At 71.9% G+C, this 14544-nt stretch carries 11 protein-coding genes; 8 read left to right on the forward strand and 3 right to left on the reverse strand.

Going from position 1 to position 14544, the window contains the following annotated elements:
• Positions 1-63 precede the first annotated feature (63 nt).
• The 3 genes from K1T35_RS39525 to K1T35_RS39535 are packed head-to-tail and all read left to right on the forward strand — an operon-like array spanning position 64 to position 4909.
• A complete protein-coding gene (locus K1T35_RS39525; protein ID WP_220256803.1) occupies positions 64-1845 on the forward strand; it encodes an N-acetylglutaminylglutamine amidotransferase in 1782 nt (593 codons plus the stop codon).
• Complete coding sequence (locus K1T35_RS39530; protein WP_220256804.1) at positions 1842-3722, forward strand: prolyl oligopeptidase family serine peptidase; 1881 nt, start codon at positions 1842-1844, stop codon at positions 3720-3722. Before K1T35_RS39525 ends, K1T35_RS39530 begins: the two co-directional genes overlap by 4 nt.
• Positions 3719-4909 (forward strand): DNA glycosylase AlkZ-like family protein, encoded by a 1191-nt coding sequence (locus tag K1T35_RS39535; RefSeq protein ID WP_255621222.1) that lies wholly within the window; start codon positions 3719-3721, stop codon positions 4907-4909. Before K1T35_RS39530 ends, K1T35_RS39535 begins: the two co-directional genes overlap by 4 nt.
• On the opposite strand, the gene K1T35_RS39540 is transcribed toward K1T35_RS39535, so the two are convergent.
• Together K1T35_RS39540 and K1T35_RS39545 are read right to left on the reverse strand one after the other, a co-directional pair.
• Entirely contained in the window at positions 4896-6401 is a 1506-nt protein-coding gene (locus tag K1T35_RS39540; RefSeq protein ID WP_220256805.1) for a serine/threonine-protein kinase, read from the reverse strand. The genes K1T35_RS39535 and K1T35_RS39540 overlap by 14 nt on opposite strands.
• An 86-nt stretch (positions 6402-6487) precedes the next feature.
• Positions 6488-7783 (reverse strand): MFS transporter, encoded by a 1296-nt coding sequence (locus tag K1T35_RS39545; protein WP_220256806.1) that lies wholly within the window; start codon positions 7781-7783, stop codon positions 6488-6490.
• 95 nt (positions 7784-7878) lie between these two features.
• Between K1T35_RS39545 and K1T35_RS39550 the strand changes: the two genes are divergently transcribed.
• The 4 genes from K1T35_RS39550 (at position 7879) to K1T35_RS39565 (ending at position 10880) form a co-directional block, all read left to right on the forward strand.
• Positions 7879-8757 carry a LysR family transcriptional regulator gene (locus tag K1T35_RS39550; protein ID WP_220256807.1) on the forward strand — a complete coding sequence of 293 codons (879 nt, stop codon included), beginning with the start codon at positions 7879-7881 and terminating at the stop codon, positions 8755-8757.
• A gap of 188 nt (positions 8758-8945) precedes the next feature.
• Positions 8946-9380 (forward strand): CBS domain-containing protein, encoded by a 435-nt coding sequence (locus K1T35_RS39555; RefSeq protein WP_220256808.1) that lies wholly within the window; start codon positions 8946-8948, stop codon positions 9378-9380.
• Positions 9381-9668: 288 nt separating this feature from the next.
• The gene (locus K1T35_RS39560) at positions 9669-10127 is read left to right on the forward strand and encodes a hypothetical protein (protein ID WP_220256809.1); all 459 of its coding nucleotides are present in this window, start codon (positions 9669-9671) and stop codon (positions 10125-10127) included.
• Positions 10128-10136: 9 nt separating this feature from the next.
• Positions 10137-10880, forward strand: a complete 744-nt coding sequence (locus K1T35_RS39565; RefSeq protein ID WP_220256810.1) for a hypothetical protein — start codon at positions 10137-10139, stop codon at positions 10878-10880.
• Between the two features lie 336 nt (positions 10881-11216).
• On the opposite strand, the gene K1T35_RS39570 is transcribed toward K1T35_RS39565, so the two are convergent.
• On the reverse strand, positions 11217-11840 hold the full coding sequence (locus K1T35_RS39570; protein ID WP_255621223.1) for a DsbA family protein: 624 nt from the start codon (positions 11838-11840) through the stop codon (positions 11217-11219).
• A 160-nt stretch (positions 11841-12000) separates the two neighbouring features.
• On the opposite strand from K1T35_RS39570, the gene pepN reads away from it, so the two are divergent.
• Entirely contained in the window at positions 12001-14538 is a 2538-nt protein-coding gene (pepN, locus tag K1T35_RS39575) for an aminopeptidase N (protein ID WP_220256812.1), read from the forward strand.
• Positions 14539-14544: the final 6 nt, after the last annotated feature.

Raw genomic sequence — 14544 nt, forward strand, 5'->3', positions numbered from 1 at the left:
GCCACGGACTTGCGCGGGCGCCCGGTCGCGTCGTCCACTCGACGTCGAAGAGCGGAGGCTGCCATGTGCGGTATCGCGGGCGAGATCCGGTTCGACGGCACCGCGCCGGACGTCCCGGCGGTCGCGCGGATGACGGCCGAGATGCACCGCCGCGGCCCGGACGGGTCGGGGGTGTACTCGACGGGCGCCGTCGCGCTCGGGCACCGGCGACTGAAGATCCTGGACCTGTCCGAGCGCGGTGCGCAGCCGATGGTCGACCCCGAGCTCGGGCTCGCCGCCGTGTTCAACGGTCTGATCTACAACTACCGCGAGCTGCGCGCCGAGCTGGAGGCCGCTGGGTACCGGTTCTTCTCGACGTCCGACACGGAGGTGCTGCTCAAGGCGTTCCACCGGTGGGGCGCGGCCTGCGTCGAACGATTCCTCGGGATGTTCGCGTTCGGGATCGTCGAGCGCGACACCGGCGTGCTGACGCTCGGCCGCGACCGGCTGGGCATCAAACCGCTCTACGTCTCCGAGGCACCGGGCCGGCTGCGCTTCGCCTCGTCGCTGCCCGCACTGCTCGCGGGCGGAGACGTCGACACCTCGATCGACCCGGTCGCGCTGCACCACTACATGACGTTCCACTCGGTGGTCCCCGCGCCGCGCACGATCCTCGCAGGCGTCCGGAAGTTGCCCCCGGCCACGGTCCGCACGATCCGGCCGGACGGCACGTCCGACGACCGCGTGTACTGGCGGCCCGAGCACACCCGGAAGCCCGAGCACGCCGGCATGAGCGCCCGCGACTGGAGCGACGCGGTGCTGGAGGCGCTCCGGGTCGCGGTGCGGCGGCGGATGGTCGCGGACGTCCCGGTCGGCGTACTCCTGTCCGGAGGGCTCGACTCCTCCCTCGTGGTCGCGCTGCTGGCCGGGGAGGGCCAGACCGGGCTCGCGACGTTCAGCGTCGGCTTCCACGCGACGGCGGGCGAGGTGGGCGACGAGTTCGAGTACTCGGACCTGATCGCGCGCGAGTTCGCCACCGACCACCACAAGATCCTGATCGACCCCGGCCGGATGCTGCCCGCCGTCGACGCTGCGATCGGGGCGATGGCCGAGCCGATGGTCAGCCACGACTGCGTGGCGTTCCACCTGCTCGCCGAGGACGTGTCGAAGTCGGTCACCGTGGTGCAGTCCGGCCAGGGCGCCGACGAGGTGCTCGCGGGCTACGACTGGTACCCGCCGCTCGCGAGCGTGCCGCGGGAACACGGGCCGGCGGCGTACGCGAAGGTGTTCACCGACCGCCCGCACTCCGAGCTATCCGAGATCCTCGAACCGGAGTGGCTGCTCGACCACGACCCGAGCCGCGCGTTCGTCGCAGAGCACTTCGCCGCACCGGGCGCCGACGAGACGCTGGACGCCGCCCTGCGCCTCGACTCGACCGTCATGCTGGTGGACGACCCGGTGAAGCGGGTCGACAACATGACCATGGCGTGGGGCCTTGAAGCGCGGGTCCCGTTCCTCGACCACGAACTGGTGGAGCTGGTGGCGGCCTGCCCGCCGGGGCTGAAGCTCGCCCACGGCGGCAAGGGTGTGCTGAAGGACGCGGCGCGCGGGGTGGTCCCGGACGCCGTGATCGACCGGCCGAAGGGGTACTTTCCGGTTCCGGCGATCAGGCACCTCGAAGGGCCGTTCCTGGACCGGGTGCGCGACGCCGTCACGGATCCGGTCGCGAAGGCACGGGGGCTGGTCCGCCGGGACTGGCTGGACGCCATGCTGGCCGACCCGAACACGAAGAGAACGAACCTGGGCTCCAACGCGTTGTGGCAGGTGGCGCTGTTGGAGATGTGGCTGCAGGAAAGGGGGCTATGAGGATGGAGCACGCGGGGTTCACCGAGCGACGGCTCGCACGTCTCGGCGGCGGCACGGATGCGCATGGGCTCTTCCCCGCGCGTTACTCCCATCCGGCCCCGTCGCCGGACGGCACCCTGCTCGCCTGGATCTCCGATCGGGACGGCAGGCCGCGCGCGTGGGTGGCGCCACTCCCACCCGCAGGCAAGCCGGTCGTGGAGCCGGACCGGCCGCTGCCGGCCGACGGCGATGTCGAGACCATGTGCTGGTCGCCCGACGGACTCTGGATCGCCTGCCAGATCGCCCCGCACGGCGGCGAGCGCACCCGCGTGCAGGTGATCTCGCCGGACGGCAGCCAGGTGCGTGACCTCGCGCCCGGTGCGGCGGCCGCCACGCTCGGGGTGTGGTCGCACACCGGTCGCCAGCTCGGCATCACGATCTTCACCGAGGGCTCCGGCGACGGGCAGGCCTGCCTCGTCGACCTGCGCGACGGCACGTCCACCGTCCTCGCGTCCGGCCCGGCCGCTCGCATCTGCGCGGTGAGCGGCGACGGCAGGCGGGCGGTCGTGCGGCTGGGGCCCCGCGGGGCCCGCCGGCTCGAGCTGGTGGACCTGCGCACCGGCCGGCGCACCGAGCTCCTGCCCGGCGGGGCCAACGTGGCGGACGCACGGTTCGGCGTCACCGGCCGCCAGCTCTACGTGCACACCGACGCGGGGCGCGAGCGCCCTGCGCTGCTCGCCGTCACGCTGCGCGGCACCAGCGGTGTCTCCACGGTCTACCCGATCGCCGAGCGCCCCGACGACGACCTCGACATGGTGTCCCTCGACCCCGCAGGCGTACGCGCCGCGCTCGCGTGGAACGTCGACGGGCGCAGCGAGATCGAGCTGCTCGACCTGCGCTCCGGGATGCTCGAGCCGGTCGTCCCGGTGCCCGGCGACGTCGTCACGGGCGCGGCGTTCACCCTCGACGGCACCGCGCTGCTCGTCGCGAACGAGGGCCCAGCGGTGTCACCGCGGCTCTCGCGGATCGGGCTCGACGTGCACGGGGTCGCCACCCCGCTGCTGCGCCCCGCCAAGCAGTTCCGCCCGGAGAATTTCGGCAGAGCGCTGGTGGAGCCCACGCTGCACGAGTTCCGGGCCGAGGACGGCCTGCGCCTGTCGGGCTGGCTGTTCCGGCCGAGCGGAGCGCTCGGCCCGCAGCCCACGCTGATCTGGCTGCACGGTGGCCCCGAGGCGCAGGAGCGGCCGACGTTCCAGCCGCTGTTCCAGGCGCTGGTCGCGGAGGGCATCGCCGTTTTCGCGCCGAACGTGCGCGGATCCGGCGGCTACGGGCGCACGTTCACCACGGCCGACGACGGCGAGCGCCGCTTCGCCGCGATCACCGATGTGCGCGTGGCCGTCGACTTCCTTGTCTCCGCCGGTCTCGCCGACCCGACGCGCGTCGGCGTCTCCGGCCGCTCGTACGGCGGCTACCTCGCCCTGGCGGCGCTGGCCTGGTTCCCCGACCTGTTCTCCGCCGGCGTCGACGTGTGCGGCATCGCCGACTTCGCCACGTTCTACGCACACACCGAGCCGTGGATCGCCGCCTCGGCGGCCACGAAGTACGGCGACCCGCACGCCGACGCCGCCCTGCTGCAGGAGCTCTCCCCCCTGCACCGCGTCGACCGGATCACGGCGCCGCTGCTCGTGGTGCACGGCGCGCACGACACGAACGTGCCGCTCGAGGAGGCCCAGCAGGTGGTGGACGCACTGCGCGAGCGCGGCGCGAGCCCCGGTTTCCTGCTCTTCGAGGACGAGGGCCACGAGGTGCGCGGCACCGACAACCGGGTGGTGTTCGTCCGCGAGGTGGTGCGCTGGGTGACCGCGCACCTGCTGGGGCTGTCCGAGCAGACGGCGTGATCACCACCGCGGCACTGCGGGCGTGGTGGCACCACCGGCAGGGCCTCGACGGGCACCTGGCCGGGCGGTCCCCCGCCGACGTGCTGGCCCGCACGGGGTGGGCCCGGTCCGTCGGCGGCTCCGCGCCGTACCTGACGCTGTTCGCGCGGGCAGGCATCGGACGCGGTGAGGTCGACAAGGCCGTCGCCGCCCAGGAGATCTGCGAGCTGCCGTCAGCGCGCGGGTGCACCTACGTGCTCCCCGCATCCGACTTCCCGGTCGGGCTGGCCTGCGGCGCGGGCGCGCCCGAGGCCGAGCTCACCGCGGCGGTGAAGCACCTCGACGTCACCCGGTCCGAGGTCGAGGAACTGTGCGACGCGGTGCTGCGCGTGCTGGACGGCGCCGGCAGGCCGCTCGACCCGGCCGCGCTGCGGCGCGAGCTCGGCCCGGCCGTCCGGGGCCTGGGCGAGGCAGGAAAGAAGCGCGGCACCACGTCCACGCTCCCGCTCGCACTCGGCCTGCTGCAGGGCCGCGGCCGGATCCGCCGGGTCCCGGTGAACGGGCGGCTCGACGAGCAGCGGTTCGGATACGTGCCGTGGGTCCCGTCGCCGCTGCTCGACGCGCCGGATGGTGAGGCCGCACGCACCGTGCTGGCCGCCCGCTACTTCCACTGGGCCGGCCCGGCGTCACTCACCCACTTCCGCTGGTTCTCCGGGTTCGGTGCCGCGGCCGCGAAGGCGGTTGTCGCACCACTGGGCCTGGTGCCGGTCGGCGACCTGCTCGCGCTGCCCGAGACGGTCCACGAGCTGGCAGCCTTCGAGCCACCGGACGAGCCGTCGTACGCGCTGGTCGGCTGGATCGACGGCATCCACCTCCTGCACCGCGACATGCACCGGCTGCTCGATCCGGTGGACACTGCGCGGCCGGAGCCGGCGTCCACGCGGGGACGCACGCTGGGCGACCTCACCGACCCGCCGTGCCAGCTGATCGTGGACCGCGGGCGGATCGTCGGGCTGTGGGAGTACGACCCGGACGCGCGCGAGATCGTCCGGCAGCTGTTCGTGCCGGAGGACGACGCCCTGCGCGCGGCCGTCGCGCGCACCGAGGAGTTCGCCCGCGAGCAGCTCGGCGACGTGCGCGGGGGAAGCCTCGACTCACCGGCCTCCCGAGCGCCACGGCTCGACGCATTGCGGGCTACAGCCGGCTGAACGACTCCATGATCGTCTGGCCGGCGGACCCGGTGCCCAGGACGAACCGGTACGGCTCGTTGGACGTGCTGCCGTCCTGGCGGGTGAACACGACCGTGGCCTCGACGGTGTCGTCCCCGGTCTGGCGGATGTTCTGCAGGTTCACCGACCGGAACTGCGCCCAGAAGCTCTCGTAGCCGTCCCGGCCTTGGGACTGGCCCTGCGCCTCAGGGCCCAGCAGCTGCCACGCGGAGTCGGTGTCGCCGGGCAGGAGGCCGTAGTAGTTCTGGACGAATGCGACGGCGTCGGATGGGGCGGCGGGGGCCGATGTGGGCGCGATGGTGGGTAGCGCTGTCGGGGCAGGTGCGGTGGTAGCCGGGGACGAGGTGGGCGGGGCGGCGGGAGCGCTGGTGGGGGCCGGCTGGGCCGCCGGGCTGCCGCCGGGCTCGGTGCCCGCGCCGCTGGTCAAGATCGCAGCGACAACGCCTGCGCCGAGGGCCACCACGGCGAGCACCCCGAGGAGCAGCGGCGTCCGCCGATTGCGCCGCGGCGCCGGGCGGCCCGGCGCGGGGCGTGGCACGTCCGAAAGGGTGGGCGGCGGGGACTTCGCGGGCGCCGTCACGGCGGTGCTCACCGGCGCCGTCGCGAGGGGGGCGAACCCGGCGTCGCCCCCGCTGCTCAGGGCCGTGAGCGCCTCGCGGGCCTGGGCCGCCGACGGCCGGTCCTCCGGCTCCCGGCTCAGCAGCCGCATGATCACGTCGACGACGGGCCCCTCCTGCTTCGGAGGCCGCGGCTGCTCGGTGGCGACCTTGTGCAGCAGGGCGTAGGCGTTGTCGTCGAGCCCGAATGGCGGGACTCCCTCGACCGCGGCGTAGAGCGTGGCGCCGAGCGCGAACACGTCGGACGCCGCCGTGGGGTTGAGCCCGCGTGCCACCTCAGGGGACAGGAACGCGGGCGTGCCTGCGATCAGGCCCGTGCGGGTGAGCTGCACGTCGTCGACGGCACGGGAGACCCCGAAGTCGGTGAGCTTGACCCGCCCGTCGTCGGCGATCAGCACGTTGCCCGGCTTGACGTCCCGGTGGGTGACGCCCGCGAGGTGCGCGGCGGCCAGCCCGTCGGCGACCTGACGGCCGATGTCCGCGGCTTCCTGCGGCGGCAACGGGCCCTTCTCGCCGAGCACCTGGGCCAGCGACCGCGACGGGAGGTACTCCATCACCAGCCACGGCCGGTCCTCGTGCACGACGACATCGAACATGCTGATGACGTGCGCGTGCTGCAGCCGGGCGCCGATCCGGCCCTCGCGCAGGAGGCGCTGGCGCGACTCCTCGAGCGCGTCGCTGCCCGCGGCTGTGGGCGGTGCGGCCGCGATGAGAAGCTCCTTGACAGCGACCGTGCGGTTCAACAGCTCGTCGGTGGCTCGCCATACCGCACCCATCGCGCCGGCACCGATTCGCTCGTCGAGCCGGTAACGGTTACCGACGCGGACGGGTGTGTGATCGGATGCGGGGCTCATCGCCCGCAAGGGTAGCCAGGCGCGCTGAGAGCATGCTTAGCGCGGGGCCCGCACCCGATCGGGTGAGGGCACGTACCCCGGAAGGCTCAGCCGCGACGCCAGGACAGTACCCACAGGAGTACGGCGGCGCCAGAGACGAGAACCGCAGAGAGGAACGCTGGGCCGCCAGTGAGCGCGCCCATCACCGCCACGCCGACGGTTGCCCCGGTCTGGCGAACCGCGTTCAGCAGGCCGCTCGCCGTGCCGGCGGTGCCATGCGGCGCGGCCGCGACCACGACGGTGACCAGCGCGGGCAGTGTCAGCGACACCCCGGTGCCGATCAGGAGCAGGCCAGCCGCGAGCAGCGGGTACAGCGCGGCGGGCCAGGCCGCGAGCAGCCCTGCGCCCGCGGTGAGCAGCACCAATCCGACGAGGACGGGCAGCCGAGGCCCGCGGGCGGCGACGATGCGCGCCGTGAACACCGGCCCCGCGGCGGTCGGGAGCGTGAGGGGCAGGAACGCGAGGCCGGCCAGCATCGGCGTGAGGTGGTGCTCGTCCTGAAGGAGCAGCGTGGTGGTGAACAACACGCCCGCGAGTACGAAGTTGATTGCCGCGCCGGCCACCAGGCCGGACACCACCTGGGGCGCGCGCAGGAGCTCGGGCGGGACCGTGGGCACCTCGCTGCGCCGCTCCCAGCGGACGAACAGCAACGCGCCGATCACCGCTGGCACAACGGCGAGGGGCTGCGCGGCGACGACTCCCTCCGTCACGGATGCGAGGACGAGGCACGCGGCGAGCTGCGGTCGCCAGTCCACCCGGCCTGGCACCGGCCCGATGCGGCCCTCCCGCGTGGTCATGGCGAGGCTCAGCGCGGCGAGCGGGACGTTCACGAGGAAGACGGCCCGCCAGCCGCCCACGTCCACGAGGAGCCCGCCTGCGAGCGGGCCCGCGACCAACGCGACGCCCGTCGTGGCCGCCCACGTGCCGAGCGCCCTCGCCCGGCGCGCCGGGTCGGGGTACAGCTGCGTGATCAGCGCCAGCGAGCTCGGCAAGCACGCCGCCGCGGCCACCCCGAGCAGCGCCCGCAGCCCGACCAGGACACTCGCCGTGGGTGCGGCCGCGGAAGCCAGCGACAACAGGCCGAAAGCGGCGACGCCCCAGCGGAAGACACGCGCCGCACCGAGGCGGTCCGCTGCCGCGCCGCCGCCGAGGAGGAACGCGGCGAACGTGACGGTGTAGGCGTCGACCACCCACTGCTGCTCGGCGAGCGTCCCGCCCGTAGAGGCCCGCAGGTCGGGGAGGGCGACGGTCAGGACCGTCGTGTCGAGGAGCACGAGGAAGTACGCGAGGGAGATCCCCAGCAGGCGCGAAGTGGTTGCGCCGGTGTTCGGAGCGGTCGTCACGCCGCCGACTCTGCGCAGCGCTCCTCTCTCCACCAACAGGCCGGACCGGACGGAGCGTTCGGGCTTCCCGAACGCCGGCGACCTACGCTGACCACGTGGACCTCCGGCACCTGCGCGTCTTCCTGGCCGTCGCGGAGGCGGGCACGGTGGCGGCAGGCGCCGAGCGCGCCGAGCTGTCGCGCGCCACGGTGTCCGAGCAGGTCCGGGCGCTCGAAGGCGCGCTCGGCGTCGCGCTCTTCGAGCGCAGGCGCGACGGGATGGCGCTCACCGAACAGGGCAGGCGGCTCGTGCCGGCGGCGCGGCAGCTGCTCGACCACGCCGAGGCAGTGCGCCGCCTCGTCACCGACGCTCCGGCGACCATCCGGGTCGGCACCCTCGAGACGCTGATCGCCACCCGGCTCCCCGCCGTGATCGGCCGGCTGGCCGACCGGCGCCCCGACCTCCGCCTCGACGTGCGGTCGATGATGCGCGGGGCGCTCCTACGAGCCGTCCGCGAAGGTGAACTGGACGCCGCGCTCCTGCTGGACACCGGCGCCTCGCTCGGAGGCCTCGGATTCGACGGCGAGAGCGGCGCGCTCCAGTTCGTCGACATCGGTACCGTCCGGCTCCACCTCGCCGCTGGGCCGCGGCACCGGCTCGCGAGCGCCGGGCCGCTCGCACCCGCCGACCTGACCGACGAGCTCGTCCTCGTGACGCCCGCCGGCTGCTCCTTCCGCATGGCCACCGATCGGCTGCTCGGTGCGGGCGGCAGGCGCACCGAGCTCGCCGGCGTCTCCACCGTGAAGGCATGGGCCGGGCAGGGCCTCGGCATCGCGCTGCTGCCGGATTTCGCGGTGGCCGGCGAGCTGTCCGACGGCACCCTCGTGTCGCTGCCGCTGCACGGCCCGCCCGTCGAGCTCGCCCTTCGCGTCGTGTGGCGGGGCGGCGACGAAGGTCGCGAACTCCGTGACGCGCTCTATGCAATTGCCTCCTGAGCTGCGAATCCTTATCGCACCGACCGCTCAGCGCACGAGATCAGGCATCGGTGACAGACCGTGCGTCTTTCCGGTGACGACGCTCTCGCGTGGGAGCGGGAGCCGCCCGGCGGGGGCACCATGGTCACACCGCGCTGCGCAGGCGGGCGCCGCGCGAACTCACCACAGCCGGCAGCGAAGGGGAGAAGATGAAGATCGCCGACATCCTCGACACCAAGGGATCCACCGTTCATTCCGTGCTGCCATGGCTCACGGTGTCAGAAGTCGTCGAGCGCCTCGGCAGGCTGGAGATCGGGGCCGTGCTCGTGTGCGACGAGCACAGCACCATGAAGGGCATCGTGTCCGAGCGGGACATCGTCCGCGCGCTGCGCAAGCACGGCACCACGCTGCTCACGATGCCCGTGAGCGAGGTGATGACCCGCTACGTCCAGACGGCGAGCCCGGACGAGACGGTCGCCCACGCGATGGCCCGGATGACGTCGGGCCGCTACCGGCACCTCCCCGTCGTGGAGAACGGCCGCCTCGTGGGCATGGTCAGCATCGGCGACCTGGTGAAGCACCGGGTGCGCGAGATGGAACTGGAGACGGGTGTCCTCCGAGACGCACTGATCTCCCGCTACTGATCTAGGGATGTCGGCAAAGCCACTTTCATGACGCCTGGCGTCGTGAGAGTGGCTTTGCCGACTCCATGGCCCCGCGTGGCCCTTGGAACGTTCACACTCGCGAACACTCTCGCGCGAACCGGCACGCGGCCCGTACGACTGGGCACCATCCCGCTGGAAGATCGCCAGGGGGAGGACCCGATCTGTATGCACCCTCGTCGACCGGTCCGCATCGATGAGCCAGTCTCTTCCAAAGCACGCCGCTCCACGCACGTCTCCATGTGGCATCGCCCAGCTCTGCCGCTGCTCGTGGTCACGGTATTCATACTGACGGTCGCCGGAGCCGGCCAAGCCCACGCTGACGCCGCCGGGAAAGCAGCGCTGGCGCCGGCACAGGACGCCGGGCTCTTCACGGGCCACGGCGACCACGTCCACATCTCGAGCACGGCGCCCAGGTCTGCGTCCGCACACGGGTGGTGGACCGTCGATGCAAACGTCGGGGAGCCACCAACGCACGCGGTCGTAACCGTTCAACTACAGATGAAGCTGCAGGATGAGAACGATGCGACGTGGATCGACGCAGGCGAACCGGGATCAGAGCGGGTCAAGCCAGGCGGCGGTTCCGCAAACAGAGCGAATGCCCGAGTGCAGTGCAAGAACTCCGCCAGGACCATATGGCGGAGCGTGATCGATGTCGACATCATCGGCTACGCCGACTCGCCGAATCAAACGATAACCCCGGAGCGCGCCATCCCATGCCGAGTATGATCTGCACCCATGAAGGTGCTCAGCCCCAGCATGTTCGTGGCTATCTTCGGCGAACTTCGATCGCACCGGTGGATCACCTCCGATGCTCTGACGGAGGACGCATACAGCTTCTTCGCCAGCCGTGCCGAGCTCATGGGCTGGTCGCGGCAGGATGGTAGTGGTCTGTGGGGCATGAACGACGCGTCCTTCGACCTTTCCGCGAGTAACCCCCGTATCGCATGGTTTCAGGTAGGACTCGACGAGCGCACGGTCGACGGGGCGAGCTTCCCCTTCTACTCCCTGCTGGCATGCGGGTGCGATGTACTGGGCAGGATTGGCGAGATCACGGTGCGGGCGGCGCAGTTCCTCGTGCCGGTGCAGATGGGCGGCACACCGGCAGCGATCTCATCGGTTCCCAACTGGTTCAACGCGTGCGACCCCGCGGCCCGCGTGAGCATGCGCGTCACGCTCGATTCCGGCGAGGACCCCGTCCTGCCGCAGGTGGCGGTCAACGTAGCCGAGCTCGCGTCCCGGATCGCGCGAGAGCCCTTCGCGATCGCACCAGCCGCAGGCACCACACACGTGCGACTTCTTCCAGAGGTGACGGACGGCTTCTGGCTGGGCGACAGCCGCCACCCCGTCACCTTCGACACTGTCGCACCGGACTGGTCCGCCGACTCCATCGCCTGGACGGCGAACCTCCTCACCGAGTCCTGTCGTCGCGTCGGAGTGAAGACCTCAATACTGATCAACATAGACCGAGCCGAGGGTTGATCTGCAATACCGGGTGTCCATGGCTGCGGCGACTACCATGAACAACCGATATTCGGGATCTTCGCGGGAATGATCCGCTGTTTCGGGTGTACATGGTCGTGGGAGCAGCCATGGGCAACCGACAGTCCGGATCATGCCGGCCGCACCCGGAGCGGCCGCTGTCCGCGGCCGGGTTCCATCAGCTCGGTCTGGTCGGACCGTCCGCCGGCACCCGGACGGCACCACAGAGCACCGGGAACGTTCCGCGGAACGCCCATGATCGCCGGTGAGGCACCCACACACGCCGGACCCCGGCCGGATCCAGCGTGCCGTACATCACGAACTCCTGCTGTCCGGCTAGTCGAACGCGGGGTCCTCCACGCGCGTGCGCTTCAGCTCAAAGAAGTGGGGGTACGTCGCCAGCAGGCGGGCCCCGTCGAAGACGCGGCCCGCGTCCTCGCCGCGGGGGATGCGGGAGAGGACCGGGCCGAAGAAGGCGACGCCGTCGACGTGGATCGTCGGGGTGCCCACGTCGAGGCCGACCGGGTCCATGCCGCGGTGGTGGCTCGCCTTGAGCGCCTCGTCGTACTCGGTGCTCGTCGCGGCGTCGGCGAGGGAGGCGGGCAGGCCCAGCTCGGCGAGCGCCTCCTTGATCACGACGTCGAAGTCCTTGTTGCCCTGGTTGTGGATGCGGGTGCCGAGTGCGGTGTAGAGCGGCTCGAGGATCTCGTCGCCGCGCTCCTGGGCGGCGGCGATCGCAACCCGGACCGGGCCCCACGCGCGGTCCATCAGCTCGCGGTACTGGTCGGGCAGGTCACGCCCCTCGTTGAGCACCGCGAGGCTCATCACGTGCCAGTTGATCTCGATGTCGCGGACCTCGCTCACCTCGAGGATCCAGCGCGACGTGATCCACGCCCACGGGCACAGCGGGTCGAACCAGAGGTCGACACGTGCGGTTTCGGTCGGCGCGGCGCTCGTCACGGCTGCTCCTCGGGTCTGGTGCTCGCTCTTTCCCGGCACCAACCCGACCGGGGTACCCGGCATTCCACGCCCAGCCCGATCTCGACGGCGCGCCGCAGACGCACGTGGTTGGATCGGCAGCCAGTCCGAGCGCCAACCGACCCAGGAGTGCCGAGTCCGCATGGCCCCTCCCAACCTGACCCGCACCGACGCCGAGCGTCGGGCCGCGCTGCTGGAGGTCGTCGACTACGCCGTCGAGCTCGACCTCACCGACGGCGCTGGATTGCCGGGTGACGCGACGTTCGCCACCACGACGACCGTCCGCTTCCGCTGCGCCGAGCCGGGCGCAGAGAGCTGGATCGACTTCGTGGGGCCCGACGTCGCCGAGGCCGCGCTGAACGGCGAGCCGCTCGACGTGTCCGGCTACCGCGAGGAGGACGGGATCGCGCTGCCCGGCCTCGCCGCCGACAACGAGCTGCGGGTGGTTGCCACCGGCCGGTACATGAACACCGGCGAGGGCCTGCACCGGTTCGTCGACCCCGTCGACGGTGCCGTCTACCTGTACTCCCAGTTCGAGACGGCCGACGCGAAGCGCATGTTCGCCTGCTTCGACCAGCCCGACCTCAAGGCGCGCTACACCCTCACGGTCACTGCGCCCGAGGACTGGAAGGTCGTCTCGAACGCCTCTGCTGAGAGCGTCGATGACGGCGTGCACCGGTTCGCGACGACCGAGATCATGTCGACCTACCTGGTGGCGCTGATCGCCGGCCCCTACACCGTGTGGCACGACGAGCACGACGGCATCCCGCTGGGCATCTTCTGCCGCGCGTCGCTGGCCGAGCACATGGACGCGGAACGACTGTTCACCGAGACCAAGCAGGGCTTCGACTTCTACCACCGCAACTTCGGCGTGCGGTACCCGTTCGGCAAGTACGACCAGCTGTTCGTGCCCGAGTTCAACGCGGGCGCCATGGAGAACGCGGGCGCGGTGACGTTCCTGGAGGACTACGTCTTCCGGTCCCGCGTCACCCGGTTCCTCTACGAGCGCCGCGCCGAGACCGTGCTGCACGAGATGGCACACATGTGGTTCGGCGACCTGGTCACCATGCGGTGGTGGGACGACCTGTGGCTGAACGAGTCGTTCGCCACCTGGGCGTCGGTGCTCTGCCAGGCGGAGGCCACGGAGTACACGCAGGCATGGACCACGTTCGCGAACGTCGAGAAGTCGTGGGCCTACCGGCAGGACCAGCTGCCCTCCACGCACCCGGTCGCCTCCGACATCCCGGACCTGCAGGCCGTCGAGGTGAACTTCGACGGCATCACCTACGCCAAGGGTGCGTCGGTGCTCAAGCAGCTCGTCGCGTACGTCGGGCTGGAGCCGTTCCTCGCGGGGCTGCGCACCTACTTCCAGCGCCACGCCTGGGGCAACGCCACCTTCGACGACCTGCTCGCGGCGCTGGAGGAGTCGTCCGGCCGCGACCTGTCCGGCTGGGGCGCCCAGTGGCTGAAGACCACCGGGCTCAACCTGCTGCGCCCGTCGTTCGAGCTGGACGACGACGGCCGCTTCACCCGCTTCGCCGTGGTGCAGGGCGGCGCGCGGCCCGGCGCGGGCGAGCTGCGCACCCACCGGCTCGCCGTTGGCGTCTACGACGACCGCGACGGCAAGCTCGTGCGCACCCACCGCGTCGAGGTCGACGTCTCGGGCGAACGCACCGAGGTGCCGGAGCTCGTCGGGGTGCCCCGCGGGAAGCTCGTGCTGGTCAACGACGACGACCTCACCTATTGCGCACTGCGCCTCGACCCTGGCTCGCTCGCCACACTCGTCGACCGAATCGGGGACATCGCGGAGCCGCTGCCCCGCACGCTGTGCTGGTCGGCGGCATGGGAGATGACGCGGGAGGCAGAGCTCAAGGCCCGCGACTTCGCGACTCTCGTGGCAGGCGGGTTCGGTGCCGAGTCCGAGGTGGGCGTGGTGCAGCGGCTGCTGATGCAGGCGCAGACCGCGATCACGTCATACGCCGACGAGCAGTGGGCCGCCGAGCGCGGCTGGTCGATGTTGGTCGACGCCCTGCTGTTCCGGCTCTCCACGGCGCCGGCAGGCTCGGACGCGCAGCTGGCCGTCGTCAACGCGCTCACCGGCGGCGTGCTCTACACGACGGTGCTGGAGGGCATGCAGGGCTGGCTGGACGGCGTCGGCGTGCCGGACGGGCTGACCATCGACACCGACCTGCGCTGGCGGCTCCTGCACGCCCTCGTGGCCCACGGCTACGCGCGCGAGGCCGAGATCGACGCCGAGCTGGAACGCGACCCCACCTCCACCGGGCAGCGGCAGGCCGAGCGCGCCCGCGCGCTGATCCCCACGGCCGAAGCCAAGGAGCGGGCCTGGACCCGGGCCGTCCACGACGACGACATCCCGAACGCCGTGCAGGAGGCGATCATCAGCGGCTTCTCGCACCCCATCCAGCGCGGGTTGCTCGGTGGGTACGTGGAGCGCTACTTCGGCGAAGTGGCCGAGGTGTGGTCGCGGCGCACCAGCGAGCGGGCCCAGCAGGTGGTGGTGGGGCTGTTCCCGTCGTGGGCGGTGGACAAGTCCACGGTCGAGGCCGCGGACGCGTGGCTGGCCGACGAGTCCCACCCGCCTGCCCTGCGCCGGCTGGTGTCCGAAGGTCGCGCCGGCATCGTCCGGGCGCTGGGGGCGCGGGAGTTCGACAAGTCGTAGCCGGCC

The organism is Pseudonocardia sp. DSM 110487, assembly GCF_019468565.1.
In the GTDB taxonomy this organism is placed as follows: domain Bacteria; phylum Actinomycetota; class Actinomycetes; order Mycobacteriales; family Pseudonocardiaceae; genus Pseudonocardia.

What these genes read in the sequence shown, in the direction of transcription:
- K1T35_RS39525 (WP_220256803.1), top strand. Translation starts at nt 64, where the DNA reads ATGTGCGGTATCGCGGGCGAGATCCGGTTCGACGGCACCGCGCCGGAC.
- K1T35_RS39530 (WP_220256804.1), top strand. Translation starts at nt 1,842, where the DNA reads ATGAGGATGGAGCACGCGGGGTTCACCGAGCGACGGCTCGCACGTCTC.
- K1T35_RS39540 (WP_220256805.1), bottom strand. Translation starts at nt 6,401, where the DNA reads ATGAGCCCCGCATCCGATCACACACCCGTCCGCGTCGGTAACCGTTAC.
- K1T35_RS39555 (WP_220256808.1), top strand. Translation starts at nt 8,946, where the DNA reads ATGAAGATCGCCGACATCCTCGACACCAAGGGATCCACCGTTCATTCC.
- K1T35_RS39565 (WP_220256810.1), top strand. Translation starts at nt 10,137, where the DNA reads ATGAAGGTGCTCAGCCCCAGCATGTTCGTGGCTATCTTCGGCGAACTT.
- pepN (WP_220256812.1), top strand. Translation starts at nt 12,001, where the DNA reads ATGGCCCCTCCCAACCTGACCCGCACCGACGCCGAGCGTCGGGCCGCG.